Raw genomic sequence first — 24,292 nt, 5'->3', positions numbered from 1 at the left:
GGCCGGTGACCGGCCAGGCCGGACACCACCGTCCCAACACCCACCATGCAGACCACGACCACCGACAACAGCCTCAACTGGCTCCTGCAGGGTCTTCTGGAGCGGACTCCCGGCGCACGCCACGCCCTGGTCCTGTCCCGGGACGGCCTCAAGCTCTGCTGGAGCGAGCACCTGACCCTCGACCTCGCCGACCAGCTCTCGGCCATCTGCTCCGGCATCCAGGCCCTCGCCCAGGGCGCCTCCATGGAGTTCGGCGACGGCACCGGCGGCGTACGGCAGTCGATGACCGAGTTCCACGGCGGTCTGCTGTTCATCGTGGAGGCCGGCCAGGGCGCGCACCTCGCCGTCGTCGCCGGGGAGGACGCCGACCCCGGCGTGGTCGGGCACCAGATGATGGAGCTGGTCGAGCAGATCGGCGACCACCTGCGCGCCGAACCGCGAACCGAGGCCGCGGGGAGCGGCACCTCGTGACCCCCCGCAAACCCGTCGACACGGGTGACCCGGACCGGCTCTACACCGTCACCGGCGGGCGCAGCCGCGCCGACGAGTCCTTCGACCTGGTCACCCTGATCGTCAGCGAGAGCGCGCCGACGCCGGGGATGCAGTCGGAGCACGCCCGGATCCTCGAGCTGTGCGAACACCCCGTCGCCGTGGTCGAGATCGCCGCGGAACTCGGGCTGCCGGTCACGGTCGTACGCATCCTGCTCGGTGACCTGCTGGACACCGGGCGCATCACCGCGCGCCACCCGCGCGCGGCGGCGTCCGTCGCCTCCCTGCCCGATTCCGCCCTACTCCAAGAGGTGCTCCATGGACTCCGCAACCTCTGAGCTGCCCACCCACCGCACACCGCTCCGCGACACCGCGGAGACGGGGCTGAAGATCGTCGTCGTGGGCGGGTTCGGCGTGGGCAAGACGACCCTGGTCCGCTCGGTGAGCGAGATCCGGCCGCTGAACACCGAGGAGGTGATGACGCAGGCCGGCGTGGGCGTCGACGAGACCGAGGGGGTGTCGGCGAAGACCACCACCACGGTCGCCTTCGACTTCGGGCGGATCAGCCTCAACGACCGCATGGTGCTGTACCTGTTCGGCGCGCCCGGGCAGGAGCGGTTCTGGTTCCTGTGGGACCGGCTGTTCTCCGGCACCCTCGGCGCCGTCGTCCTCGTCGACACGCGCCGGATGGACGACTCCTGGTACGCCATCGACCGGCTGGAGCACCACCGGACGCCGTTCGTCGTCGCCGTCAACCGGTTCGACGACGACGGCGTCCGGCACTCCCTGGACGAGATACGCCAGGCGCTCGCCCTTCCCGAGCACGTGCCGATGGTCGACTGCGACGCCCGGGTCCGGGCCTCCGGCAAGGACGTGCTGATCACCCTCGTGAACCACCTCCACGACCTGGCCACCGCCAAGGAGGCGACACTGTGACCGATCAGGCCGATCCCTTCGCGCAGCAGGCCGGAAACCCACCGCCCCCGGGGTGCCCCGCGCACGCCGGGGCGGTGGGCCTCACCGGGCTGGACTTCCAGCAGACGCCGTCCGAGCTGTACCGCACGATGCGCCGCGAGCACGGCCCCGTGGCGCCGGTGCTGCTCGACGGCGGCATCCCGGCCTGGCTGGTGCTCGGCTACACCGAGCTCACCTATGTCACCAACCACGACGAGCTGTTCGCGCGGGACTCCCGGCGCTGGAACCAGTGGGAGAACATCCCGCCGGACTGGCCGCTGCTGCCGTACGTGGGCTACCAGCCGTCGGTGCTGTTCGCCGAGGGCGAGGAGCACCGGCGGCGGGCCGGTGTGATCACCGACGCGCTGGAGGGCGTCGACCAGTTCGAGCTGGCCAACGAGTGCGGCCTGATCGCCGACGACCTCATCCGCGGGTTCGCCGGCAGCGGCCAGGTCGAGCTGATGTCCGACTACGTGCACCCCCTGCTGATGCGCGCCGTCGTGCAGATGTGCGGGATGCCGGCGACCGGTGAGGACACCCGCCAGCTCGTCGACGACCTGCGCATCTCCCTGGACGCGGCGGAGGGCGAGGACCCGGTCGCCGGGTACAACCGGGTGGGCGAGCGGCTGCGTCAGCTGGTCAAGGAGAAGCGCATGGTGCCCGGCCCGGACGTCACCTCGCGCATGGTGATGCACCCGGCGGGGCTCTCGGACGAGGAGATCGTCCAGGACCTCATCTCCGTGATCTCGGCGGGCGAGCAGCCGACGTCCAACTGGGTCTGCAACGCGCTGCGTCTGCTGCTCACCGACGAACGCTTCGCCGTGAACGTCTCGGGCGGCCGGCTCAGCGTCGGCGAGGCGCTCAACGAGGTGCTGTGGCTGGACACGCCGACGCAGAACTTCATCGGGCGCTGGGCGGTACGGGACGTGCAGCTCGGCGGCCGGCAGATAAGGGCGGGCGACTGCCTGGTCCTGGGCCTGGCCGCGGCCAACACCGACCCGCAGATCTGGCCCGAGGGGCACGTCGGCGCGGAGAACGCGGCGCACCTGTCCTTCAGCAACGGCGAGCACCGCTGCCCGTACCCGGCCCCGCTGCTCGCGGACGTGATGGCCCGTACGGCGGTGGAGACGCTGCTGGAGCGGCTGCCGGACCTGGTGCTGTCCGTGGAGCCGGAGGAGCTGGTCTGGCGTCCGTCGATCTGGATGCGGGGCCTGATGGAACTGCCGGTGCAGTTCACGCCGGTGGTGCAGTAGCCCTCACCGGGCGGCAGTCGGCAGTTGGCAGAGGCGGTTCGCGGCAGGCCGCGGTCGGTACGGCGACGGGCGCTGCCCCCGCGGTGGACCGGCCGGTGCGGAACCCGGCCGGGCGGGGGCGGCGCGTGTGACAGGGGTCGCGTACCGCTGACCGGGATCAGCCCTGGACCGGCGTGAACCGGACCGGGAGGCTCTGCACGCCGCGGGTGAACACACCCTGCTCGGCCGGCTGGAACCCGTCGGCGAGGCGGACGTCCGGCATGGCGTCGAGGAGCTGGCTGATGCCGGTCTCCACCTCGGCCTTGGCCAGCAGCGCGCCGACGCAGAAGTGCCGGCCGAGCGCGAAGGCCAGGTGGTCGGCGGCGGCGGAGAAGGCCTTGGTGGTGGCCAGGTCCTCGCGGAAGATGTCGAACTGGTCGGGGTTCGCGTAACGGCGCTCGTCGCGGTTGGCGGCGCCGATCAGGCAGGTGACGGTCGCGCCGGCGGGGATGGTGCCGCTGCTGAGGGTGACCTCCGTCGAGGACTGCCGCATGATCATGTGGACCGGCGGGGTGTAGCGCAGGGTCTCGGCGAAGGCGCGCGGTATCAGCGAGCGGTCGGCGCGGACGGCTTCGAGCTGGTCGGGGTGCGCGAGCAGGTTTGCGAAGATGCCGGCGATGGCCTTGTCGGTGGTCTCGCCGCCGGCGGCCAGCAGCAGGCTGCAGAACGCCTTGATGTCCTCGTCGCTCATCCGCACGCCGTCGACCTCGGCGCTGCACAGCACGGACAGCAGGTCGTCGCCCGGGTTCTCGCGGCGCTCGCGGATGATCGGCAGCATGTACTCGGCGAACTCCGCGCGGGTCCGCTCGCCGGCCGCCGTCACCTCGGGGTCGCCGGCCAGGTTGCCGAGGAAGGCGATGACGGCGGTGTACCAGCGGTGGAAGCGGGGGTGGTCGGCCTTGTCGAGGCCCAGCATGTCGGCGATGACGTTGACCGGGAAACGGGTCGCGTAGTCGTCGACCAGGTCGGCCGAGCCCTTGTGGCGGAAGGCGTCGATCAGTTCACGGGAGTTGCGCTCGATGACCGGCAGGAACTTCTGCTCCAGGTCGCTGCCGCGGAAGGCCGGCGCGACCAGGGCGCGGCGGACGGCGTGCTCGCGCCCGCTGAGCTGGAGGATCGTCCTGCCGTGCACCGGCTCGAGCTGCCAGGCGTAGTTGTCGGTGGTGAACTCGCCGGCCTTGTCCTTGAAGACGCGCTCGACGTCCTCGTAGCGCGAGACGATGTAACTCTTGGTCGCCTCGTGCCAGATGAGGGGCGCGGTCTCCCGCATCACGCGGTAGGCAGGATAGGGGTCGGCGGCGAACTCGGGCGAGAGGATGTCGGGCACCTGCTGGGCGGTGGACATGGGGCTCCCTGCGATCGTGATTCATGTACTGCACAAGGTTATTGATCATCTGTCAGCCGCGACAGACCGCCTGATGACCAGATTCGCTTGAACGATGAACAGGCCGAAAATCGCCCCTGCGGCGCCCTCGCGGCGGCCTCCCGCCACGGCGCCCCCGCACACGAGAGCCCTGCCGTCCGAAAAGGACCGGCAGGGCTCTCCTTACCGTACGAGTGTCAGACGCACCGCTCCGAGGAGGCCAGCCCGACGAACCCCGCCCACGCGTCACGCGAGACCGTGAGGACGGGCCCGGAGGCGGCCTTGGAGTCGCGGATGTGCACACCTGCTGTACCGTTCGCGACCTCTACGCATTCGCCGCCCTCGGTACCGCTGTAGCTGCTCTTGAACCAGGCGAGGCCGGAGGCGACGGTCGAGGACTCAGCGCTCTTCATGGCGATCCCAGCAACCTTTCGATGAACTCCGTTGACTCTCGCGGACTGAGAGCCTGTGATCGGATGATCCCATAGAGCGCCGCGGCCAGAACCCCTTGTTCCGGGTCGGTCTCCAAGGATCCGATGCCTCGCGCCTCGGCATACACGAACTTCTTGCCGTCCTTGCGCGTGACGACCGTGAACGGACCGTTCACGCCCGCGTTGTCCTCGCGGTCGAGCGGCATGACCTGGATCTCGACGTTGCGCTTCTGTCCGATCAGCAGCAGGTGCTCCAGTTGTCCCCGCAACGCGGCCATACCTCCGTAGGGGCGTCGTAGAAGCGACTCGTCGAGCACGAAGCTGAGGAAGGGTGCCGGCCGGCGGTCGAAGATGTCCTGTCGGGCCAATCGTGCCGCCACGCGCTGTTCTGTGGTCTCTTCGTCCAGAGGAGGACGCCTCATACCGAGCAGTCCTCTCATGTACTCCTCGGTCTGGAGCAGTCCGTTGAGGACGGGCATGCTGTAGGAGACGAGTTCAACGGCCTCCTTCTCCAGCGTCGCCATCCCCTGGAAGAACACCGGGTACTGAGCCCGCTCCACCTCCTCCTTCCACACGCACAGCAGCCCGTCCGCACCCAGCACCTCGTCCGCCCGTTCGATGGTCCGGGGTGACGGAATCCTCCGCCCCTGTTCGAACGACGCGACCGTGGCCGCCGAGTACCCGATCCGGCTCCCGAACTCCGCCCGGTCCAGCCCTCCCCGCAGCTGCAGCGTCTTCAGGGTCTGCCCGAACGCGGCAACCACGCCCTTCCCCGCCCCGTCCTCGGGCCGACGCGCGCCGCCCTCGCCGTCGTCGATCTCCCATCCGTCCCCGACACTCACGACCGTTCCGCCGTCCTCGCCGCCCGCCAGGGCGTCCGCGCCCGTACGCTTCGACATCGACCACCGCCTCCTCGGGCTCAACGCGCCCGCCGGGGACGCCGTCACGCCGCACGCCTCGTACGCTCACCGACACGTCGCGTACAGCGGCCCGCGTCAGTGCGTCACCCCTGGTCACGCTGGGCGACCGGCGTGACCGTGGACGGCATGACGAACAACCCCGCCGGTCCCACCGGCCCCGGCCGACTCGCCACCCCCGCCGCTCACTTGGGCACCGCATCACCGGGCCTCATTCCGGTGTCCCGCACCTTCGCGATGCGCTTCACCTCCACCCCGCGCGGAGCCCGTCTCGCCCGCCACCTCACCGCCGTCCGCCTGGACGCCTGGGGCCTTCCGTACGGCACCGACGACCACGACGCGATCGTGCTGATCGTCGCCGAGCTGACGGCGAACGCCGTGCTGCACGGCAACGTCCCGGGCCGGGACTTCCACCTCCGTCTCGCGCTCCTGCCCATCGGGCCCCGTTCCGTCGCCGTTCGCGTCGAGGTCACCGACTCCCGGGGGGAGCAGGTCCCGCCGCGGCCATGCGTATCCCGGCCGGAGGTCCCCGCCGTCGACGAAATCGGCCGGGGCCTCCTCCTGGTCGCCGCGCTCGCCGCCCGCTGGGACTGGCACCCACGGCCGGACGGCCCGGGCAAGACGGTCTGGGCGGAGTACGAGACCGCGACCCAATCAGATGTACATCTGCTGCATTCGTGGCATGAGTGAACCGGTGATCGAATCCATGGCCGAGGTCCGAGGCCACCTCGCCGACGTCATCGACCGTGCCCGGCGGGAGGAGACCCCGACGATCATCACCCGGCGCGGAAAGCAGGAGGCCGTCGTGATCGACATCGAGGAGTACCAGCGGCTGCGCCGGCTCGCCGAGGACGCCGAGGAATCCTGGCTCAACCGGCTGGCCGACGCAGCCGAGTCCGAAGGCATGGAGGGGGCGGTCTCGCTCGAGGAGATGGCCGCCATGCTCCGCACCGACCGGGACTGACCGCATGGGATACGTCACGCGCTTCACGCCGCATGCGCAGCGGGACATGCTCAAGATCCCGCGCCCGGACGCCCTGCGGATCCTGTATCGGCTCACCGAGTTGCAGAAGGCGATGGACGCCGGCGACACAGCGGCCTTCGACATCAGGGCCATACAGGGCCACAGCGCCCGGTGGCGGCTCAGGGTCGGTGACTACCGCGTCGTGTACACCGTGGAGGACGGTCGGCTGATCGTGTGGGTCCTGGTTCTCGACAATCGCCGGGACGTCCACCGTCAGGTTCCCTGACGTGCCGTCCCGCGAACTAGGTACCTGACGACGACGTTCGCGCCCGCCGAGCCCGCCCCCGGGTCCGCCGCGGCCTCAGGTCCGACGTCACCCGCCCGGGAGTCGTACGAGGAAAATGCGGCGACGTGCCCCCGGGTCCCGCGGTAGGTTCCCGCTGTTCGAAGGGGGAGCCCGTGACCAAGCTGAACCAGATCATCGCGGTCGAGAAGGGTGTCAAGAGCAAGTCGCTCCAGGACATCAACGCCGCGCACGCCAAGGTGCAGAAGCCGGCGCTGCTGGCCGGCATCTCGCGCACGTACCAGCCGAAGGACGAGGAGGGCGAGCAGCTGCCGCCCGAGTCCACACGGGTGCAGGCGCAGGCCGAGGACGTGCTGCGCGAGGTGTCCGCCTCGCTGACGCGGCTGTTCGACGTCACCGCGACGAAGGACTGGGCCAACTGCCTGGCCCGCGCGGACGTCACGGTCGACGGGCGGACGCTGGTCGCCGACGTCCCCGTCAGCTACCTGCTCTTCCTCGAGAAGCAGCTCGCCGAACTGCACGGCTTCGTCAAGAAGCTGCCGACGCTCGACGCCGCGGAGTCCTGGTCCCTCGACCCGTCCACGGACTGGTGGAAGACGGACCCGGTGCGCACGATCCGCACCAAGAAGGTGCCGCGCAACCACGTCAAGGCGGAGGCCACGGAGAAGCACCCGGCGCAGGTTGAGGTGTACTACGAGGACGTGCCGATCGGTTACTGGACCACCGTGAAGTTCTCCGGCGCCCTTCCGGCGCGGCGGGTGAACGAGCTGCTGGAGCGGGTGGAGAAGCTCCAGCAGGCCGTGAAGTTCGCCCGAGAGGAGGCCAACGGCACCGAGGTCACCGACCAGCGGGTCGGCGACGCGGTGTTCGGCTACCTGTTCGGCTGACGCGCGGCGCGGCCACAGGTGGCCACCACGATCGCCCCCGCGTGCGAGCGCGGGGGTGCGCCACGGGCGCGGGACGGGTGAGGACCGGTCCGTGCCAGGAGCGCAAGCTGACACTGAAGTTCAGCCTGAAGAGCGGTCCGTCGCAGAGACGGCCGCGGTCAATCTCAGACTCTCGCTCCAGTCTCAGCATCGCCGCCGATCGCCGGACCGAACGGGGACGGACGAACGCCGTCGGATGCGAGTTCGACTCTCGCCTGCGCCTCTCTTCACGGCGCGGTAGTTCAAAGGAAGAACACGACGGCCTGACGACTGATCCGTCCTCCTGAGCCGCCGGCGTGCGCAATTGGGTGGCATCCCCAGGGGCCCGGGAGCTGGATACGACTCCCGGGCTCCGCCACGTCCGAGGAGCACCTAACTGTCGAACGAGGGTTCCCGGTAAGTTCGCGTGTGCGTAGGGGTGTTGGCGATGTGCGCGTGACGGGGGTCGCGGGATGGCGGGTTCAGCGGCCGAGTGATTGGCATGTTCTCGACCTGGACAAGGACTCGACGCCCTGGGACCCGGAGCGGGTGCGGCAGCTTGCGAGGTTTCTGCACGCGGACAAGCTGACTGACGTGTGGGGCGGGGCGACGACCTCCGAGAGGGTCAGTTCACGCTCTGCGCGCAGCCGACGGGCCGTGGCGGCCGGTCGCCGCGGCGCAAACCGCCGTTGCGCTGAGGGGGCTTGAGCGAGCGCCGGACGGTGGGGTCGAGTACATCCTCCAACGGCAGCGGCAAGCGGCAGGGGCCGCGTAAGACGTGCGGCAGCCGTTCCACCCGCCGGTGTGCACCCGCGGTCCCGCGCGGGCCCACCCCCAGCCGGCGGTGTGGAACGGCTGCCGCCTCCCCCCTGGATGTGGCTCGACGGAAGGCCGCTGCCTCAACTGTGAAGCTTTGGTGCAGAGAAGTTGAGCATAGATTCTCCACCGGCCGCAATGGTGCGGATGTGTTAATTCCGGTTGTGTGGATCACCCGGCCCCGCGGCGCGGATCGCCTCAGCCCCGCCCCACGTACGGCATCCCCGTCGCCAGCACCGTCGCGAACTGCACGTTCGCCTCCAGCGGCAGCTCCGCCATGTGCCGCACCGTGCGCGCCACGTCCGCGACGTCCATCACCGGCTCCGGCGCGATCTCCCCGTTCGCCTGCAGCACCCCCTTCTGCATGCGCTCCGTCATCTCCGTCGCCGCGTTGCCGATGTCGATCTGGCCCACCGCGATCCGGTACGGACGCCCGTCCAGCGCCAGCGACTTGGTCAGGCCGGTCAGCGCGTGCTTCGTGGCCGTGTAGGCGACCGACCGCGGGCGCGGCACGTGCGCCGACACCGAGCCGTTGTTGATGATCCGGCCGCCCTGCGGGGTCTGCCCCTTCATCTGCCGGTACGCCGCCTGCGCGCACAGGAACGCCCCGTTGAGGTTGGTGTCCACCACGTGCCGCCACACCTCGTACGGCAGTTCCTCCACCGGCACCCCGCCCGGGCCCGACGTACCCGCGTTGTTGAACAGCAGGTCCACCCGCCCGAAGCGCCCGACGGCCGCCGCGAACAGCGCCTCCACGTCCGCCGGTTGTGACACGTCCGTCGGCGCGATCAAGGTCTCCCCGCCGGCCGCCTCCGCCGTCTCCTCCAGCGTCTGGGCGCTGCGGCCCGCCAGCACCACCGACCAGCCCCCGCGCAGCAGTTCACGGGTCACCGCGCGTCCGATGCCGGAGCCCGCCCCGGTGACCACCGCGACCCCGGCCCGCCCGTCCCGTCCGTCCGTTTCCTTGGCGTTCATGGGCCCGCAGCGTACGGGAGGGCTCGCCATGCGGACCTCATACGACCGTCACCCGGATGCCGTGTACGCGTCAACGCGATGTCGTCCCCGGCCACTGCAATTCCTCCCGGACCCACAGGCTCGCCAGGGGAGGACCCATGACGCAGGACCTCACAACACGCCACCCCCGCCCGTCCCACCACCCCGAACTCCGCGCCGCCGCCCGCCACATCGGCCGCCGCCGCTTCCTGACCGCCACCGGCGCCGCCGCCGCGCTCGCCTTCGCCGTCGGCCTGCCCGGCGCCGGCACCGCGGCCGCCGCCGAACTGGACACCGCCCGGCTCCCCGCCGACCCCTTCACCCTCGGCGTCGCCTCCGGCGACCCGCACCCCGACTCGGTGCTGCTGTGGACCCGGCTCGCGCCCGTCCCGTACCAGGCCGACGGCGGGCTGCCCGCCCGCCGCGTCACCGTCGAGTGGGAGGTCGCCCTCGACGCCCGCTTCCGCAGCGTCGTCAGACGCGGGAAGGCCGCCGCCCACCCGGAGTTCCACCACACCGTGCACGTCGAGGTGGGCGGGCTCGCCCCCGGCCGCGTCCACCACTACCGCTTCCGCGCCGGCCGCTTCGTCAGCCCCGCCGGCCGCACCCGCACCGCCCCCGCCGCCCGCAGCCGTGCCGCCGACCTCACCTTCGGCGTCGTCTCCTGCCAGCGCTACGACCAGGGCTACTACACCGCGTACCGGCACCTCGCCGACGAGGACCTCGACGTCGTCCTCCACCTCGGCGACTACCTCTACGAGTACGCCGTCAACGACGCCGCCGGCGCCCGCGCCTACCCCGCGGGCACCCTGCCGTCGGGGCTGTTCAACCACGAGACCGTCACGCTGGAGGACTACCGGCTGCGGTACGCCCTCTACAAGTCCGACCCCGACCTCAGGGCCGCGCACGCCGCGCACCCCTTCGTCGTCACCTGGGACGACCACGAGACCGAGAACAACTACGCCGACGACACCCCCGAGAACAGCGTCCCGCCGGAGGAGTTCCTGCTGCGCCGGGCCGCCGCCTACCGCGCCTACTGGGAGAACATGCCGCTGCGCCGGCCCCAGCTCCCCGAGGGCCCCGACCTGAAGCTGTACCGCCGGCTGCACTGGGGCCGGCTCGCCCAGTTCGACGTGCTCGACACCCGCCAGTACCGCTCCGACCAGGCCTACGGCGACGGCTGGCAGTACCCGGGACCGGACTCCGAGGACCCCTCGCGCACCCTCACCGGCGCCGCCCAGGAGCGCTGGCTGCTCGACGGCTGGCGCCGCTCCGACGCCGTGTGGAACGTCGTGCCGCAGCAGGTCACCTTCTCCCAGCGGCTCGACACCCCCACCCCGCCCGCCAAGGTCTCCATGGACTCCTGGGACGGCTACCCGGCCTCCCGCGAGCGCGTCCTGGCCGGCGCGCGGGCCGCCGGCGTCGAGAACCTGATGGTCCTCACCGGCGACGTGCACGTCCACCACGGCTTCGACATCAAGCGGGACTTCGCCGACCCCGGCTCGAAAACCGTCGGCACCGAGATTGTCACCACGTCCGTCACCAGCGGCGGCAACGGCTCGGAGAAGCCGGCCAACTACGACAACCTCACCTCCGCCAACCCGCACCTGCGGTTCTACAGCGGCCTGCGCGGCTACACCACCGTCACCCTCGGCCGGGAGCGGGCGCGCGCCGACTTCAAGACGGTCTCCCACGTCACCACGCAGGGCGCGCCGCTCACCACCGCCGCCTCCTTCGTCACCGAGGCGGGGGACCCGGGGCTCAAGCCGGCGTGACCGCCGGGCCGCCCGCCTCCTCACCCGGGTAGCGGACGCCGACGCGGTCCCGGATCGCGTCGAGCGTCCGCATCACGGCGAGGGTGCCGTCCAGCGGGACCACCGGCGACTCCGTCTCCCCGGCCCGCAGCGCCCGCATCACCTCCGCCGCCTCGTGCCTGAGGCTCGCCCGCGGGCCATGGGCCGGGTCGGCGGCGAACTCCTCGGCGTCCCGCCCGTCCCGGTGCAGCACGAACCGCTCCGGGAAGAAGAAGCCGTCCGGGATGTCGATCCGGCCCTCCGACCCGGTGACCGAAGCGGAGGTGGCCGTGCCGCCCACGATGGAGCAGTGCACCGAGGCGAGGGCGCCGTTCTCCCAGGAGAGCAGCGCCCCCGTCTGCAGGTCCACGCCCTCCTCGGACAGCGTCGCGCGCGCCACGACGTCCGACGGCTCGCCGAGCAGCAGGTGCGCGAACGACACCGGGTACACCCCGAGGTCCAGCAGCGCGCCGCCGCCGAGCGCGGGGTCGCGCAGCCGGTGCGTGGCCGGGAACGGGCCCGAGAGCCCGAAGTCCGCCTGGACGTGCCGTACTTCGCCGATCGCGCCGTCGGCGACCAGCGCCTTGAGGCGGCGCACCATGGGGTGGCAGTACATCCACATGGCCTCCATCAGGAAGCGCCCGCCGTCCCGCGCCAGCGTGACCAGTTCGGCCGCCTCGCGCACGTTCAGCGTGAACGGCTTCTCGCACAGCACGTGCTGCCCGGCCTCCAGCATCATCCCGGCGGCCGCGCGGTGCGCCGAGTGCGGGGTCGCGACGTACACGACGTCGAGGCCGTCGTCCGCCGCGAGCGCCTCCCAGTCGCCGTAGGCGCGCGGTATGCCGAACCGGTCGGCGAAGGTCTTGGCCGACTCCACCGAGCGGGACGCCACGGCGACGACCTCGGCGTCGGGCATGTCCACCAGGTCCGCCGTGAACGTCGCGGCCATGCCGCCGGTCGCCAGGATCCCCCAGCGCACCTTCTGCTCTGTCATCCGTCCCACCCTGATCGTTCGTTCGCCGTATGGTCGGCGAGGGTCGATGGAAGCGCTCCCATGACATCGCCGTCGACGCCGAGCACTCCGTACGAGCTGAGAGCATAGGGAGCCGATGGCATGAAAAGGGAGGGGCACATGCCCGAGGGTGGGGCGTCCATATCGAAGCCGCCGGCCGGACCGGCCGGCACGGGGGCACCGGAGGGGACCCCGGACACGGGACGCGGCGGGCAGCCGCGGACGACACCGGACCGTACGGCACAAGGGGGGCGGGGCCCGGACGTCCGAGGCGCGACCCCTCGAGCCGCGGTCCCCGGCCGGCGGACGAGTCTGCTGGTCACGCTGCTCCTCGGCGGGCTGACCGCGACGCCGCCGCTGGCGATGGACATGTACCTCCCGGCGCTCCCCGAGGTCACCCGGTCCCTGCACGCGCCCGCCGCGACCGTCCAGCTCACCCTCACCGCCTGCCTGGCCGGCATGGCGTTCGGGCAGCTGCTCGTCGGCCCGATGAGCGACCGCTGGGGCCGCCGCCGGCCGCTCCTGGCCGGCCTCGCGGTGTACGTCGTCGCCACCGTGCTGTGCGCGGTCGCCCCCACCGTGGAGCTCCTCGTCGCCTTCCGGCTGGCCCAGGGCCTCGCGGGCGCGGCCGCCATCGTCATCGCCCGCGCGGTCGCCCGCGACCTGTACGACGGCGTGGCCATGGCCCGCTTCTTCTCCACCCTCATGCTGATCTCCGGGCTCGCGCCGATCCTCGCACCGGTCGTCGGCGGGCAGATCCTGCGGGTGACGGACTGGCGGGGCGTGTTCGTCGTCCTGGCCGTCATCGGGGTGCTGCTGGCCGCCGTGGTGTGGGTGAAGCTGCCGGAGACGCTGGCGCCGGCCGACCGGCACGACGGGGGAGTGGGCGAGACCCTCGGCTCGATGCGCCGGCTGCTCGCCGACCGGGCCTTCACCGGCTACACCCTCGCCGGCGGCTTCGCCTTCGCCTCCCTCTTCGCCTATGTGTCGGCGTCCCCGTTCGTCATCCAGGAGATCTACGGCGCCTCCCCGCAGACGTTCAGCCTCCTGTTCGGGCTCAACTCCGTCGGGCTGATGGTGGCGGGGCAGGTCAACGGCAAGATCCTGGTCGGACGGGTCCGGCTGGACCGCGTGCTCGGCGCGGGACTGGCCGTCGTGCTCGTCGCGGCGGCGACGCTGCTGCTGCTGTCGGTGGGCGTGTTCGGCGAGACGGGGCTGCTGCCGGTGGCCGTCGCGCTGTTCGTGCTGATGTCCGCGATGGGCATCACCCTGCCCAACACCCAGACGCTCGCCCTGCTGCGCACCAAGCACTCCGCGGGCTCCGCGTCCGCCCTGCTCGGCACCACGTCCTTCCTCGTGGCCGCCGTCGTCACCCCGCTGGTCGGCATCGCCGGCGAGGACACCGCCGTCCCGATGGCCGTCGTCCAGCTGGCCTCCGCCCTGGTGGCGACGGCCTGCTTCCTGGGAATGTGCCGCCCGTGGAAGAGCGGGACGAGCACGAAGGGCGGGGGCGTCTGAGCACCCCGCGACTGCGCCGGGGCACGCCGGAACGCGCCGGGCTGGACGCCGGTGAACTGCGGCGCCTGGCCGAGGAGGTCCGCGCCCGCACCGAGGGGCCACGGCCCTGGGCGGCGGGCGCGGTGGTGGTCGTCGGGCGCGGTCCGGTGATCGCCGTCGAGGAGGCGGCGGGCTGGGCGGTGCGGTACGCGGGCTGGGACGAGCAGGAGGACGCGCCCGTCGAACTGCCGCCGGAGCAGCGGGTGCCGATGACCGTGGACACCCCGTTCGACCTGGCCTCCGTCACCAAGCTGTTCACGGCGGTGGCCGCCGTGCAGCAGATCGAGCGGGGCACGCTGGGCCTGGACGCGCGCGTCGGCACGTACCTGCCGGACTTCACGGCGGTTGTACGGCACGGCATCACCGTGCGCCACCTGCTCACCCACACCTCCGGGCTGCGCCCCGAACTGCCCCTGTACGACTGCGCCGACGACGCGGAACGCCTGGCGATGCTGCGTGCGGAACGCCCGGTCGCCGCGCCCGGCACGTACCGCTACTCCGACCTCAACATGCTGCTGCTCCAGCACGTCCTGGAACGGCTCACCGGCCGCCGCCTCGACGTCCTGGTGCGCGACGGCATCACCCGGCCGCTCGGCATGGACGCGACCGGGTTCGGGCCGTGCCCGACGGCGGCGGCCACCGAGGACCAGCGGCGGCCGTGGGCCAAGGCGGACCGGGGCATGCTGCGGGGCGAGGTGCACGACGAGAACGCCTGGGCGCTGGGCGGGATCGCCGGCCACGCCGGCCTCTTCTCCACGGCGGGCGACCTGGCGGTCTTCTGCCGCACCCTGCTGGCGGGCGGCTCCTACGGCCCGGCCCGCGTCCTCGGCCCGGACCACGTCGACCTGATGCTCCGCCCCCCGGGCCTGGGCTTCGCCGTCGACCAGCCCTACTTCATGGGCGCCTTGGCGGGCCATGGCGCGGCAGGCCATACCGGCTTCACCGGCACGTCCGTGGTCCTCGACAGAGCCACGGACACCTTCACCGTCCTCCTCGCCAACACGGTCCACCCCCACCGCCCCACCCCACCGGACAGCACTCCACGCGCGGAGGCGGCCACGCGGGTGGCGCGGGCGGTGCGGGGGAGATGAAACGCTCGCCATTGAGACAGCCCGCTCGGGCCAACGGCTGGGCGCCACCGCCGCGGACTGCTTGAATGCCGCGGTGATCACAAGCGTGTGCGCCGTCGCGGCCGGCGCGCTGACGGCATGGCTGCTGCGCCGGACGGTAGGGCGCCGCGACGAGCGGGCCGCACGGGGCGAGACGATCAAGGTGCCGTGCATGCTGCGGTACCCCGCCCGGGAGGGGCGGTGGCTGCGGGGGCGGATGGCGGTGGGACCGTCCACGGTCGCCTGGAAGCCGCGCACGCGGGCCGGCGCGAAGCCGCCCGCGCCGACCGCGTTGCGGGAGGCCGGCACGCGTGGGCCCTCGTGGCGCGACGGGCTGAGGGTGAACCACCGGTGCACGATCGTCGTGTGCGACTCCTCCGTGGGCGCCGTCGAGATCGCCGTGATGCCGCACGACCTGGGACACCTGCTCCTCGCCCTGGAACGGACCACGGCGGAATGAGGACGCCCGGCGCCCGCGTGGGGGCGGGGCGCCGGGGCGGAGCCGGGCGTTCCGCCCTCGCCGGTCCTCGTAGAATCTCCGGGTGAACGCCCCCGCCCCCCTCCCCGCCGCCGACTCCCTGCGTGCCGCCCTCGACGGGCTGCTGGACGGGGTGCCCTCGCGGCAGGCCGCCTCGGCTGTCGAGCGGCTGATCGCGCACTACCGGGGCGCCACCCCCACCGACACCCCCATCCTGCGCGACCGCGCCGACGTGGCCGCGTATGCCGCGTACCGGATGCCCGCCACCTTCGAGGCGGTGCACTCCGCGCTGCGGGCCTTCGCCGAGGCCGTGCCCGGGTGGGCGCCCGGGAGTCATCTCGACGTGGGCGGCGGGACCGGCGCGGCGGCGTGGGCCGTGAGCGCGACCTGGGACGGGGAGCGTCCGGTGACCGTGCTGGACTGGGCCGCGCCCGCGCTCGACCTCGGCCGGGAGCTGGCCGCCGGTCACCCCGCTCTGCGCGGCGCCCGCTGGGAGCGCGCCCGGATCGGGTCCGCGCTCACCCTGGAGCCGGCCGGCCTCGTCACCGTCTCGTACGTGCTCAACGAGCTCACCGCCCCCGACCGCGCCGCCCTCGTCGACGCGGCCGCCGGGGCCGCGCAGGCCGTGGTGATCGTGGAGCCCGGAACCCCCGACGGCTACGCCCGCATGATCGAGGCCCGTGACCGGCTGATCGCCGCCGGCTTCCACGTGGCCGCGCCCTGCCCGCACAGCGCGGCCTGCCCGATCGTGCCCGGCACCGACTGGTGCCACTTCTCCGCGCGGGTCAGCCGCTCCTCGCTGCACCGCCAGATCAAGGGCGGCACCCTCCCCTACGAGGACGAGAAGTTCAGCTACGTCGCCGCGACCCGGCTGCCGGTCGCCCCGGCACCCGCCCGCGTCGTCCGCAAGCCCCAGATCCGCAAGGGCCAGGTCCTCCTCGACCTCTGCGAGAAGGACCCCGCCCTGGACCGCACCACGGTCACCAAGCGCCACGGCGCCCTCTACCGCGCCGCCCGCGACACGGACTGGGGCGACCCCTGGCCGCCGCCGTCCGCGCAGGACTGACCGCCTGAGCATCAGCCCGCGTCCGGCGAGACGCACCGTCTTGTCAGCCTGGTACATTCGGGCCATGGCCCAGAACCAGTCGTCCGCCCCCGACACCTCGCGCCGCAGCGCGCGGTCCCGTCGCGCCATCTACGACGCCGCCCTCGCCCTCGTCGCCGAGGTGGGGTATCCGAAGACGACCATCGAGGGGATCGCCTCCCGCGCCGGCGTAGGCAAGCAGACGATCTACCGCTGGTGGCCGTCGAAGGCGGACGTGCTGCTCGAGGCGTTCCTGGACCTGAGCAACCAGGCCGCCGAGGCCGCCGGACAGGTGCCGTACAGCATCCCGGACACCGGGGACCTCGCCGCCGACCTCAAGTACGTCCTGCGCGCCACGGTCGACGAGCTGAGCGACCCCGCCTTCGAGGCGCCCTCCCGCGCCCTGGCCGCCGAGGGCCTCGTCAACGAGGAGCTCGGCCGCCGCTTCGTCGCCCAGCTCCTCGAGCCGCAGCTCCAGCTCTACGTCGACCGGCTGCGCGCCGCGCAGGAGGCCGGCGAGGTCCGCCCCGGCATCGACCCGCGCATCGCCCTGGAACTCTTCGTCTCCCCGCTCGCCCAGCGCTGGCTGCAGCACACCGGCCCGATCACCTACGAGTACACCGACACCCTCGTCGACTACGCCCTGCACGGCCTCGCCCCCCGCTGAGACCCGCCCTCACCGCCCCGTCACCGAGCTGACCGGCCCCGGCACCCGCGTCCGGTACCGCGCCAGCCGCCCCGGCGCGTCGGTGAGGACGCCGTCGCAGCCGAGCGCCAGGGCGCGGTCGCGCTGGGCCGGGGTGACGACGGTGTGCGCCCACACCCGCGGGATCCCCGACCGCACCGCCCGCTTCACATCCGCGTCCCGCGCGCGGATGTCGACGTCCAGCAGGTCGACGAAGGAACGCCACCGCTCAGGCCGGTCGGTCCGCATCTGCTCGTCCGAGCGCCACAGCTGGGTCAGCAGCCCCAGCCGGTGCACCCGCTCCGCCACCCAGGGGTCGTTGGTGTTGACGAACACCGACCGGGCCAGCCCCCGCGCCCGGATCATCCCCGCCACCCGCTCCAGACCGGCCGGGTCCTTCAGCTCCAGCATCAGCAGGATCCGCCCGCCCAGCCGGTCCAGCACCTCCCCGACCGTCGGCGGCCGCTCCGACCGCCAGCTCCCCGGCAGCCGGTCCCGCGGACGCAGCCGCACCCCCTTCCACTCCTCCGCGTCCAGCTTCCGCACGAGCCCGCCCAGGAAGGTCGTACGGTTCAGGGTCGCGTCGTGGAAGACCACCGGAGTGCCGTCCCGCAGCACCCGGGTGTCGAAGTCCAGCACCTGCGCCGTACCGCGCCGGTACGCCGCCATCAGCCCCGACATGCTGTTCTCCGGCACCTCGCGCGCCCCGCCGCGGTGCGCCACGTACGTCACCCGGGGCAGCGAGTCCACCGTCAGCGGCCCGTCGCCCCACTCCAGCGGGTGCGAGCCGCCGTGCCCGGTGAGCGTCAGCGCGGCCAGGGACACCACGGACACCAGGGCGGCCGGCGCCGACGACGCGATCCACGTGACCATGGCGCCACGGTAGGCGGGCCCACCAGGGCGAACCGTGCACCGACACCCGGTCCGCAGCCGCCCGGAGGATGTCCTCTTCGCCCCACCGGTCAGCTTGCGCCCGGTGCCGTCACCCTCGTCCCACCTGCGGTGATTACGTGCTCCGGGCCCCCGATGCGCACGATCGTGGGACCATAGGGCATGCTGGAGCGCACGATGGCGAGGCGAGGGGATAGATGAGCGCGGACTTCGGCGGCCGGAGCGGCCGGCAGGGCAAACTCTCCCAGTGGCTGCGCGGACGCCGCCCGAAGCAGGCCGCCGGTGACGACGGCCGTGAGGCCCTGCTGCTCGCCGCCGCCGAAGCGGGACTGCCGCTCGCGCCCGCCGCGCACCCCGCCGGCTACCGCTGTTCCTGCGACCGCGTCGGCTGTCCCACCCCCGCCCGGCACCCGGTCTCCTTCGCCTGGCAGACCCAGTCGACCACCGACCGCGCGCAGATCGAGCGCTGGGCCCGCCACCAGCCGCAGGCCAACTTCATCACCGCCACCGGCATGGTGCACGACGTCCTCGACGTCCCCCTCGACGCGGGCCGCGAGGCCCTGGAGCGCCTGCGGAGCGACGGGGTCGAGGTCGGCCCGGTCGCCGAGAGCGACGACGGCCGCATGCTGTTCTTCACCCTCACCCGGGGCACCCCCGAGGACGAGGACGAGTGGTGGCCCTGCGAGCTGGACTGCCATCCGGAGACCATGGACGAGCACCCGGGCCTGCGCTGGCACTGCCGGGGCTCCTACGTCCTCGTCCCCCCGGCCCGCCTCCCCGGCGACGACGACCCGTCGGTCCGCTGGGTACGCGGCCCCGAGCACGCGCTGCCCGACCCGCTGAGCCTGCTGGAGTACCTCACGGACGCCTGCGCCCGGTACGCGGACGGCCGCCCCGACCCCACCGGCGCCGCCTGGCCCCTCCGCCACTGACCGACGCGGACCGCGGCTCCTACTCGCCCTTCGCGGACGTCAGCCCCTGGATCCGCCCCAGCACGTCCACCGGACCGTCCGCCGGGTCCAGCGCCACCTCGTTCGACACGAACTGCATCGTCAGCGACTGACCTATCTCCCCGCTGGTCAGCGCCAGCACGTCCTCGTTCGGCGTCGGCACCGACGCACCGGCCGCCGCCGTCTGCTTCTCGAAGTGCCGCGTCGTGAAGAACACCAGCGCCCCGCCGTCCGCCGTGCGCAGCGCCAGCGGCGCGTAGTCGCCGTTCACCAGCGGCTCGTCGATGTACTGCGTCGCCAGCCCCGGCCGCACCGACTTCTGCTTCCGGGTGTCCCGCCACCCGCTGGTGTGCGGGCCCTCCGCGAAACCGTCCCCGCCGTCCTTCAGGTACGCGGTGTACTTCTGGCTCAACTCGCCCGGCGCGACCGCGACATCGGCGGAGTTCGCGGGCACGGCCTCCGCCCAGCCGTCCTTGTCCTTCTTGAACTCCGGTACGTCGTCCGGGGAGACCAGCGTCAGGTACGCCACCTCCCACGGGTCGTCCAGCGCGTCGCGGGTGAACACCAGCAGCCAGCGGACGTCACCGCCCTTGTTGGCGGCCGTTTCGGCGAGGAACCAGCGCGGCCAGCCCGCCTTGGCGGGGATGGTGAACTTCGCGTCCGTCAGCTCCAGCGGCGCGTGGCTCGGGTTGCCGTCCGGGTGGTTGACCTTGCCCGCCTTGAGCCGCGCCCCGTCGATGTCGGCGAGCGCGCCGGTGGTGCGGTCGGCGTCCAGGGAGGAGTCGTACGCCTTGTCGGCGGCGTTGTACGCGGCCGTGAACTCCTTCAGCGCCTCGGCGGCTTCGGCGCGGGTGGCCGCCGGGAGCACCTCGCGCTCGCCGTGCACCACCACGCAGCCGCTGGCCGTCAGCGACAGCGCGGTCACGGAGGCCGCGACCAGCGCGGTACGGCGAGGCCCGCGGGTCACGCGGAGTCCGTGGAGCCTACGAAGACCGAGATCCCTGCTCATCCGGTTGCTTCACCTTCCCCTTCCCGGAGGCGAACCCTACCGGGGCGAGGAACAGCGCGAGCGTCGGGACCAGGTACAGCAGCCACACCGTGACCTGGAGAAGGGTCGGATCGGGCTGGAAGTTGAACACGCCCTTCAGCAGCGTGCCGTACCAGCTGTCCGGCGGGATCGTCCCGCTGACGTCGAAGGCCCTGTCCGTCAGCCCCGGCAGCCAGTCGGCCTCCTGCAGATCGTGGAAGCCGTACGCCAGCACGCCCGCCGCGACCACGACCAGCATCCCGCCGGTCCAGGTGAAGAACCTCGCCAGGTTGATCCGCAGCGCGCCCCGGTAGAACAGCCAGCCCATCAGCACCGCGGTGGCCAGGCCGAGCAGCGCCCCGGTCACCGGGTCCGAGGAGCCCTCCCCGGCCGCGCGCACCGACGTCCACACGAACAGCGCGGTCTCCAGGCCCTCCCGGCCGACCGCCAGGAACGCCGTGGCGACCAGCGCGGCGGTGCCGATCTCCAGGGCGGCGTCCAGCTTGCCGTGCAGCTCGGCCTTGAGATGCCGGGCGGTGCGGCGCATCCAGAACACCATCCACGTCACCAGGCCGACCGCCAGGATCGACAGGGTGCCGCCGAGCGCCTCCTGTGCCTCGAACGTCAGCTCCTGGGAGCCGAATTCGAGGGCGCAGCCGAAGCCCAGGGCGAGCGCCACCGCGATGGCGATGCCGGTCCACACCGGCTTCAGCGCGTCCCTGCGGCCGGTCTTCACCAGGTAGGCGACGAGGATGCAGACGACGAGGCTGGCCTCCAGGCCCTCGCGCAGGCCGATCAGATAGTTCGCGAACACGGTTCTACGCCTTTCCCTCGAACAGCGTCCGGCCCCACCAGTCGTCCTCGTCGCGGACGCCGGGCGGGATGGCGAAGACCGCCGAACCCACGTGCTGGATGTACTCGTTGAGCGCGTCCGTGGCGAGGTTGCGCTGGATGGGGATGAAGCCCCGGCGCACGTCCCGCTGGTACGCGAGGAAGAACAGGCCCGCGTCCAGGCGGCCCAGGCCGTCGGTGCCGTCGGTGAAGGAGTAGCCGCGGCGCAGGATCGTCGCGCCGCCGTTGGAGTCGGGGTGCGCGAGCCGGACGTGCGCGTCGGGCTTCATCGCCTTCAGGAACGGCTCGTCGCGCTCCTTGGCCTTGCCGACCGGGGCGCCCTCGCCCTTGTCGCGGCCGAAGACGTCCTCCTGCTCCTGCAGCGAGGTGCGGTCCCAGGTCTCGATGTGCATGCGGATGCGGCGGGCCACCAGGTAGGAACCGCCGGCCATCCAGTCGGGGCCGTCCTTCTCGCCGACCCAGACGAACTTCTCCAGCCGGTCCGTCTCGGTGCCCGCGATGTTGCGGGTGCCGTCCTTGAACCCCAAGAGGTTGCGCGGAGTCTGTTCCTCCGGGGTGGTGGAGGAGGTCTTGCCGAAGCCGAGCTGCGACCAGCGGATGACGACCTTGCCGAAGCCGATGCGGGCCAGGTTGCGGATGGCGTGCACCGCGACCTGAGGGTCGTCCGCGCACGCCTGGACGCACAGGTCGCCGCCGCTGCGATCGCGGTCGAGGTTGTCGCCCGCGAACTTCGGCAGGTCGACCAGGGCCTCCGGGCGGGCGTCGGCCAGGCCGAACTTCTCGAACAGGGACGGGCCGAAGCCGATCGTCAGCGTCAGCCGCGAGGGCTTCAGGCCCAGCGCCTCGCCGGTGTCGTCCGGCGGCGCCTCGGGCAGCCCGCCGAACCCGCCCTCGCCGACCGCCTTCCCGGCGGTCATCCGGCGGGCGGCGGCCGTCCAGTCCTTCAGCATCCGCACGAACTCGGCCCGGTCCTCGGTCCGCACGTCGAACGAGGCGAAGTGCAGCCGGTCCTGCACGGGGGTCGCGATGCCCGCCTGGTGGACGCCGTGGAAGGGTACGGCGCCGCCCGCGGCGGGGGTGTCCTCGCCGGTGCGGGCCACGGCGACGGCACCGCCGGCCGCGGCGGCGCCGAGAGCGAGCCCGGCGCCGCCCCAGCCGAGCAGGGCGCGGCGGGAGGGGGATGCGGAGGTCATGAGGTGCCCCTACTTGGTCACGACGGCGGCGGCGAGCTTGGAGAGCGGCTCGGCGAGCGCGTTGACCGCGTCCGACAGCTCCTTGCGGCCGGCGGCGCCCACCGTGTCGTAGGAGGTGAACACGTAGGAGTCCTTGTCCGCGCGGTACTTGTCGAGGAGCGCGTCCAGGGCCGCGAACTCCTTGTCCAGTTCGGTGACCAGGGCCGCGTCGTTCTCCTGGGCCACCGGCTTCAGCAGCGCATAGGACTTCTCGGCGCCCTCGACGTTGGCCTTGAAGTCGACCAGGTCGGTGTGCGAGTAGCGCTCCTCCTCGCCGGTGACCTTGCCGGTGGCGACCTCGTCGAGGAGCTCCTTGGCGCCGTTGGCCATGGAGGTCGGGGTGATGTCCGCCGTGCCGACCCGGTTCTGCCAGTCCTTCAGGTCGGTGACGAGCTGGTCGGCGAGCTTCTTGTCCTCGTCGGTGATCTTCTTGTCGTGCCAGAGGGACTTCTCCAGCCGGTGCCAGCCGGTCCACTTCTGGCCGTCCTCCAGGCCGTCCTCGCGGACGTCGACCTTCGGGTCGATGTCGCCGAAGGACTCGGCGACCGGCTCGGTGCGCTCCCAGCCGACGCGGGAGGGCGCGTACGCCTTCTTCGCGGCCTCCAGGTCGCCGGCCTTGACGGCCTTGGCGAAGGTCTCGGCGAGCGGCAGGGTCTCGTCGGCCTGCGCCTGCACGTACGTGCGGTAGGCGGCGACGGCCTTGTCCAGGCGCGGGTCGCGCTCGGCGGCGCCCTTGCCGGTGGCCTTCACGTCCTGGCGGATGCCGGCGCCCTTCATGCCGGGCTTGCAGGCGATCCGGTAGTCGCCGGGCTTCACCTCGGCGGTGACGCGCTGCGTGGTGCCGGGGCCTATGTTCTCCCGCTCGGTGACGACCCGGTCGTCGGGGAAGAGGAGGTAGACCTCGGTGACCTTGGAGCCCTTGTTCTCGATCGCGAGCTCGACGTGCCCGGCCGGGAACTCCTTCGCGGAGACCTCGCACGTGTCGTCGGTCGCGGTGACCTGGACGACCCCTTCGCCGTCGTCGCCCTTCTCGGTGCATCCCGTCACGGCGGTGAGGGCGGCCGCCGCGACGACGGCGGCGACGGCGGAGAGTCTGGCGGGGCGCATGAGTGCTCCTGTGAGTGACGGAACGATTACTCTCAAGTAAAGTGAGGCTTACCTAAGGTACTCGCCGTGACTCAAAGGCAGTGTCTTGATCCGGTCAAGGCACGGTCATGGGCAGTCCACAGGAGAGTCAAAGACTCCGGCGGGGAGTGACGAGAATCGCACCCGCCCCCGGATGCGGACGCACTTCCACGGGCAGGTCGTAGACCTCCGACAGGAGGGACTCCGTGAAGATCTCCTCCGGGGGGCCGTCCGCCGCGACCCGGCCGGCGCGCAGGACCGCCACCCGGTGGGCGTAGGCCGCGGCGAGGCCGAGGTCGTGGAGGACCACCACCACCGCGTCGCCGGCCCGTGCCCGCTCCCGGCACAGCCCCAGCACCAGCTCCTGGTGGCGCAGGTCGAGCGCGGCCGTCGGCTCGTCGAGCATCAGCAGCGGCGCGCGCTGGGCGAGCACCCGGGCCAGCGCCACCCGGGCGCGTTCGCCGCCGCTCAGCGCGGAGTACGGGCGCGCCGCGAACGCGGTCACCTCGGTCCGCCGCATCGCCTCGGCGACGGCGGCCTCGTCGTCCTCCGGGCCGAGCGCGGCCCAGGGCGCCCGTCCCATCCGTACGACCTCCTCCACCGAGAAGGGAAAGCTCAGCGCGGACGACTGCGGCAACACCGCACGACGCAGAGCAAGTTCGGGGGCGGACCAGTCCGACGCGGGACGCCCGTGGATCCGTACGACACCGGCCGCGGGCGCGATGTCGGCGGCCAGGGCGCCGAGCAGGGTGGACTTCCCGGCCCCGTTGGGCCCGACCAGCGCGAGCACTTCACCCGCCCGGACGGCGACGTCCACGCCCTGGAGAACGTCCCGCGCACCGAGCCGGACGTGAAGACCCTCGGCCGCGGCGAGGGTGTCGCCGGGGGAGGCGGGAGGTGGGGGAGCGGGACGGGGGCGAAGCAGTCGCATGGACGGGCCTTCCGGAACAGGAGGAGAGGGAACGGACACCCGCAGGGGCGCGGGGACCCCACGGCGCCGCGGACGAACTCGGCACAGGACACGGGCCGGGGGGACGTTGGGCGACCGGCGAGGCAGACGCACGCCCCA

26 protein-coding genes and 1 tRNA gene are annotated in these 24,292 nt (G+C 72.4%); 16 read left to right on the top strand and 11 right to left on the bottom strand.

The annotated features are described in order from the left end of the window. Positions 1 to 45 precede the first annotated feature (45 nt). Genes AY578_RS09490 through AY578_RS09475 form a run of 4 tightly spaced genes read left to right on the top strand, consistent with a single transcriptional unit; the run spans position 46 to position 2,696 of the window. Positions 46 to 471, top strand: a complete 426-nt coding sequence (locus AY578_RS09490) for a roadblock/LC7 domain-containing protein (RefSeq protein WP_019522448.1) — start codon at positions 46 to 48, stop codon at positions 469 to 471. After that, positions 468 to 827: a DUF742 domain-containing protein gene (locus tag AY578_RS09485; protein ID WP_019522447.1), complete on the top strand. Its 360-nt coding sequence runs from the start codon at positions 468 to 470 to the stop codon at positions 825 to 827. The genes AY578_RS09490 and AY578_RS09485 overlap by 4 nt, the downstream gene beginning before the upstream one ends. After that, positions 808 to 1,425: a GTP-binding protein gene (locus tag AY578_RS09480; protein WP_019522446.1), complete on the top strand. Its 618-nt coding sequence runs from the start codon at positions 808 to 810 to the stop codon at positions 1,423 to 1,425. Before AY578_RS09485 ends, AY578_RS09480 begins: the two co-directional genes overlap by 20 nt. Next, positions 1,422 to 2,696, top strand: coding sequence for a cytochrome P450 (locus tag AY578_RS09475; protein WP_136237840.1), 1,275 nt, complete (start codon positions 1,422 to 1,424; stop codon positions 2,694 to 2,696). Before AY578_RS09480 ends, AY578_RS09475 begins: the two co-directional genes overlap by 4 nt. A 157-nt stretch (positions 2,697 to 2,853) precedes the next feature. Here AY578_RS09475 and AY578_RS09470 read toward each other — a convergent pair whose 3' ends face one another. From AY578_RS09470 to AY578_RS09460, 3 genes are all read right to left on the bottom strand, one after another. Next, on the bottom strand, positions 2,854 to 4,080 hold the full coding sequence (locus AY578_RS09470) for a cytochrome P450 (protein WP_019522444.1): 1,227 nt from the start codon (positions 4,078 to 4,080) through the stop codon (positions 2,854 to 2,856). A gap of 215 nt (positions 4,081 to 4,295) precedes the next feature. Further along, positions 4,296 to 4,511 carry a DUF397 domain-containing protein gene (locus tag AY578_RS09465; RefSeq protein WP_019522443.1) on the bottom strand — a complete coding sequence of 72 codons (216 nt, stop codon included), beginning with the start codon at positions 4,509 to 4,511 and terminating at the stop codon, positions 4,296 to 4,298. After that, complete coding sequence (locus AY578_RS09460; protein ID WP_136237839.1) at positions 4,508 to 5,428, bottom strand: helix-turn-helix domain-containing protein; 921 nt, start codon at positions 5,426 to 5,428, stop codon at positions 4,508 to 4,510. The genes AY578_RS09465 and AY578_RS09460 overlap by 4 nt, the downstream gene beginning before the upstream one ends. A 147-nt stretch (positions 5,429 to 5,575) precedes the next feature. On the opposite strand from AY578_RS09460, the gene AY578_RS09455 reads away from it, so the two are divergent. The 5 genes from AY578_RS09455 to AY578_RS09435 all read left to right on the top strand — a co-directional run bounded on the left by AY578_RS09455 (position 5,576) and on the right by AY578_RS09435 (position 7,863). Further along, positions 5,576 to 6,136, top strand: a complete 561-nt coding sequence (locus AY578_RS09455) for an ATP-binding protein (protein WP_078504487.1) — start codon at positions 5,576 to 5,578, stop codon at positions 6,134 to 6,136. Beyond that, the gene (locus tag AY578_RS09450) at positions 6,129 to 6,410 is read left to right on the top strand and encodes a type II toxin-antitoxin system prevent-host-death family antitoxin (protein WP_202503120.1); all 282 of its coding nucleotides are present in this window, start codon (positions 6,129 to 6,131) and stop codon (positions 6,408 to 6,410) included. Before AY578_RS09455 ends, AY578_RS09450 begins: the two co-directional genes overlap by 8 nt. A 4-nt stretch (positions 6,411 to 6,414) precedes the next feature. After that, positions 6,415 to 6,696 (top strand): type II toxin-antitoxin system RelE family toxin, encoded by a 282-nt coding sequence (locus AY578_RS09445; RefSeq protein ID WP_019522439.1) that lies wholly within the window; start codon positions 6,415 to 6,417, stop codon positions 6,694 to 6,696. 173 nt (positions 6,697 to 6,869) lie between these two features. Then, complete coding sequence (locus AY578_RS09440) at positions 6,870 to 7,601, top strand: DUF7873 family protein (RefSeq protein ID WP_019522438.1); 732 nt, start codon at positions 6,870 to 6,872, stop codon at positions 7,599 to 7,601. A 139-nt stretch (positions 7,602 to 7,740) separates the two neighbouring features. Continuing rightward, positions 7,741 to 7,863 (top strand) — tRNA-OTHER (locus AY578_RS09435). Between the two features lie 770 nt (positions 7,864 to 8,633). Here the strand turns inward: AY578_RS09435 and AY578_RS09430 are convergent. Next, positions 8,634 to 9,410 carry an SDR family oxidoreductase gene (locus tag AY578_RS09430; protein WP_258902261.1) on the bottom strand — a complete coding sequence of 259 codons (777 nt, stop codon included), beginning with the start codon at positions 9,408 to 9,410 and terminating at the stop codon, positions 8,634 to 8,636. Positions 9,411 to 9,547: 137 nt separating this feature from the next. On the opposite strand from AY578_RS09430, the gene AY578_RS09425 reads away from it, so the two are divergent. Further along, positions 9,548 to 11,203, top strand: a complete 1,656-nt coding sequence (locus AY578_RS09425) for an alkaline phosphatase D family protein (protein WP_258902260.1) — start codon at positions 9,548 to 9,550, stop codon at positions 11,201 to 11,203. On the opposite strand, the gene AY578_RS09420 is transcribed toward AY578_RS09425, so the two are convergent. Beyond that, positions 11,190 to 12,215, bottom strand: coding sequence for a Gfo/Idh/MocA family protein (locus AY578_RS09420; RefSeq protein WP_215188672.1), 1,026 nt, complete (start codon positions 12,213 to 12,215; stop codon positions 11,190 to 11,192). The two genes, AY578_RS09425 and AY578_RS09420, sit on opposite strands and share 14 nt — an antisense overlap. 138 nt (positions 12,216 to 12,353) lie before the next feature. Here AY578_RS09420 and AY578_RS09415 point away from each other — a divergent pair, with 138 nt between their 5' ends. The 5 genes from AY578_RS09415 (at position 12,354) to AY578_RS09395 (ending at position 17,128) form a co-directional block, all read left to right on the top strand. Continuing rightward, entirely contained in the window at positions 12,354 to 13,751 is a 1,398-nt protein-coding gene (locus AY578_RS09415) for a multidrug effflux MFS transporter (RefSeq protein WP_258902259.1), read from the top strand. After that, a complete protein-coding gene (locus AY578_RS09410) occupies positions 13,712 to 14,881 on the top strand; it encodes a serine hydrolase domain-containing protein (RefSeq protein WP_019522433.1) in 1,170 nt (389 codons plus the stop codon). The genes AY578_RS09415 and AY578_RS09410 overlap by 40 nt, the downstream gene beginning before the upstream one ends. A gap of 73 nt (positions 14,882 to 14,954) precedes the next feature. Then, positions 14,955 to 15,359, top strand: a complete 405-nt coding sequence (locus AY578_RS09405) for a hypothetical protein (protein ID WP_258902258.1) — start codon at positions 14,955 to 14,957, stop codon at positions 15,357 to 15,359. A gap of 82 nt (positions 15,360 to 15,441) precedes the next feature. Next, positions 15,442 to 16,443, top strand: a complete 1,002-nt coding sequence (locus AY578_RS09400; RefSeq protein ID WP_258902257.1) for a small ribosomal subunit Rsm22 family protein — start codon at positions 15,442 to 15,444, stop codon at positions 16,441 to 16,443. 64 nt (positions 16,444 to 16,507) lie between these two features. Beyond that, a complete protein-coding gene (locus AY578_RS09395) occupies positions 16,508 to 17,128 on the top strand; it encodes a TetR/AcrR family transcriptional regulator (protein ID WP_137209789.1) in 621 nt (206 codons plus the stop codon). A 9-nt stretch (positions 17,129 to 17,137) separates the two neighbouring features. On the opposite strand, the gene AY578_RS09390 is transcribed toward AY578_RS09395, so the two are convergent. Next, a complete protein-coding gene (locus AY578_RS09390; RefSeq protein WP_258902256.1) occupies positions 17,138 to 18,019 on the bottom strand; it encodes a glycerophosphodiester phosphodiesterase in 882 nt (293 codons plus the stop codon). Positions 18,020 to 18,234: 215 nt separating this feature from the next. Here AY578_RS09390 and AY578_RS09385 point away from each other — a divergent pair, with 215 nt between their 5' ends. Continuing rightward, positions 18,235 to 18,969 (top strand): bifunctional DNA primase/polymerase, encoded by a 735-nt coding sequence (locus AY578_RS09385; RefSeq protein WP_258902255.1) that lies wholly within the window; start codon positions 18,235 to 18,237, stop codon positions 18,967 to 18,969. A gap of 19 nt (positions 18,970 to 18,988) precedes the next feature. Here the strand turns inward: AY578_RS09385 and AY578_RS09380 are convergent, their stop codons facing one another. The 5 genes from AY578_RS09380 to AY578_RS09360 all read right to left on the bottom strand — a co-directional run bounded on the left by AY578_RS09380 (position 18,989) and on the right by AY578_RS09360 (position 24,154). Beyond that, positions 18,989 to 19,996: an SCO2278 family lipoprotein gene (locus AY578_RS09380; protein ID WP_370879012.1), complete on the bottom strand. Its 1,008-nt coding sequence runs from the start codon at positions 19,994 to 19,996 to the stop codon at positions 18,989 to 18,991. After that, positions 19,971 to 20,828, bottom strand: a complete 858-nt coding sequence (gene efeU / locus AY578_RS09375) for an iron uptake transporter permease EfeU (protein ID WP_258902254.1) — start codon at positions 20,826 to 20,828, stop codon at positions 19,971 to 19,973. Before efeU ends, AY578_RS09380 begins: the two co-directional genes overlap by 26 nt. Before the next feature lie 4 nt (positions 20,829 to 20,832). Further along, positions 20,833 to 22,059: an iron uptake transporter deferrochelatase/peroxidase subunit gene (gene efeB, locus AY578_RS09370; protein WP_258902253.1), complete on the bottom strand. Its 1,227-nt coding sequence runs from the start codon at positions 22,057 to 22,059 to the stop codon at positions 20,833 to 20,835. Between the two features lie 9 nt (positions 22,060 to 22,068). Next, complete coding sequence (gene efeO / locus AY578_RS09365; protein ID WP_136237830.1) at positions 22,069 to 23,205, bottom strand: iron uptake system protein EfeO; 1,137 nt, start codon at positions 23,203 to 23,205, stop codon at positions 22,069 to 22,071. A gap of 127 nt (positions 23,206 to 23,332) precedes the next feature. After that, on the bottom strand, positions 23,333 to 24,154 hold the full coding sequence (locus tag AY578_RS09360; protein WP_210634274.1) for a heme ABC transporter ATP-binding protein: 822 nt from the start codon (positions 24,152 to 24,154) through the stop codon (positions 23,333 to 23,335). Positions 24,155 to 24,292: the final 138 nt, after the last annotated feature.

This window comes from Streptomyces thermocarboxydus (assembly GCF_024760485.1).
Classification (GTDB): Bacteria; Actinomycetota; Actinomycetes; order Streptomycetales; family Streptomycetaceae; genus Streptomyces; species Streptomyces cellulosae.
This window is presented reverse-complemented; position numbering and strand designations above follow the sequence as displayed.

Bases quoted from the DNA above. Each gene is read 5' to 3' on its own strand.
- AY578_RS09490 (WP_019522448.1), top strand. From the start codon at position 46: ATGCAGACCACGACCACCGACAACAGCCTCAACTGGCTCCTGCAGGGT.
- AY578_RS09480 (WP_019522446.1), top strand. From the start codon at position 808: ATGGACTCCGCAACCTCTGAGCTGCCCACCCACCGCACACCGCTCCGC.
- AY578_RS09470 (WP_019522444.1), bottom strand. From the start codon at position 4,080: ATGTCCACCGCCCAGCAGGTGCCCGACATCCTCTCGCCCGAGTTCGCC.
- AY578_RS09465 (WP_019522443.1), bottom strand. From the start codon at position 4,511: ATGAAGAGCGCTGAGTCCTCGACCGTCGCCTCCGGCCTCGCCTGGTTC.
- AY578_RS09460 (WP_136237839.1), bottom strand. From the start codon at position 5,428: ATGTCGAAGCGTACGGGCGCGGACGCCCTGGCGGGCGGCGAGGACGGC.
- AY578_RS09455 (WP_078504487.1), top strand. From the start codon at position 5,576: ATGACGAACAACCCCGCCGGTCCCACCGGCCCCGGCCGACTCGCCACC.
- AY578_RS09450 (WP_202503120.1), top strand. From the start codon at position 6,129: ATGAGTGAACCGGTGATCGAATCCATGGCCGAGGTCCGAGGCCACCTC.
- AY578_RS09445 (WP_019522439.1), top strand. From the start codon at position 6,415: ATGGGATACGTCACGCGCTTCACGCCGCATGCGCAGCGGGACATGCTC.
- AY578_RS09430 (WP_258902261.1), bottom strand. From the start codon at position 9,410: ATGAACGCCAAGGAAACGGACGGACGGGACGGGCGGGCCGGGGTCGCG.
- AY578_RS09425 (WP_258902260.1), top strand. From the start codon at position 9,548: ATGACGCAGGACCTCACAACACGCCACCCCCGCCCGTCCCACCACCCC.
- AY578_RS09420 (WP_215188672.1), bottom strand. From the start codon at position 12,215: ATGACAGAGCAGAAGGTGCGCTGGGGGATCCTGGCGACCGGCGGCATG.
- AY578_RS09415 (WP_258902259.1), top strand. From the start codon at position 12,354: ATGCCCGAGGGTGGGGCGTCCATATCGAAGCCGCCGGCCGGACCGGCC.
- AY578_RS09395 (WP_137209789.1), top strand. From the start codon at position 16,508: ATGGCCCAGAACCAGTCGTCCGCCCCCGACACCTCGCGCCGCAGCGCG.
- AY578_RS09390 (WP_258902256.1), bottom strand. From the start codon at position 18,019: ATGGTCACGTGGATCGCGTCGTCGGCGCCGGCCGCCCTGGTGTCCGTG.
- AY578_RS09385 (WP_258902255.1), top strand. From the start codon at position 18,235: ATGAGCGCGGACTTCGGCGGCCGGAGCGGCCGGCAGGGCAAACTCTCC.
- AY578_RS09380 (WP_370879012.1), bottom strand. From the start codon at position 19,996: ATGAGCAGGGATCTCGGTCTTCGTAGGCTCCACGGACTCCGCGTGACC.
- efeB (WP_258902253.1), bottom strand. From the start codon at position 22,059: ATGACCTCCGCATCCCCCTCCCGCCGCGCCCTGCTCGGCTGGGGCGGC.
- efeO (WP_136237830.1), bottom strand. From the start codon at position 23,205: ATGCGCCCCGCCAGACTCTCCGCCGTCGCCGCCGTCGTCGCGGCGGCC.
- AY578_RS09360 (WP_210634274.1), bottom strand. From the start codon at position 24,154: ATGCGACTGCTTCGCCCCCGTCCCGCTCCCCCACCTCCCGCCTCCCCC.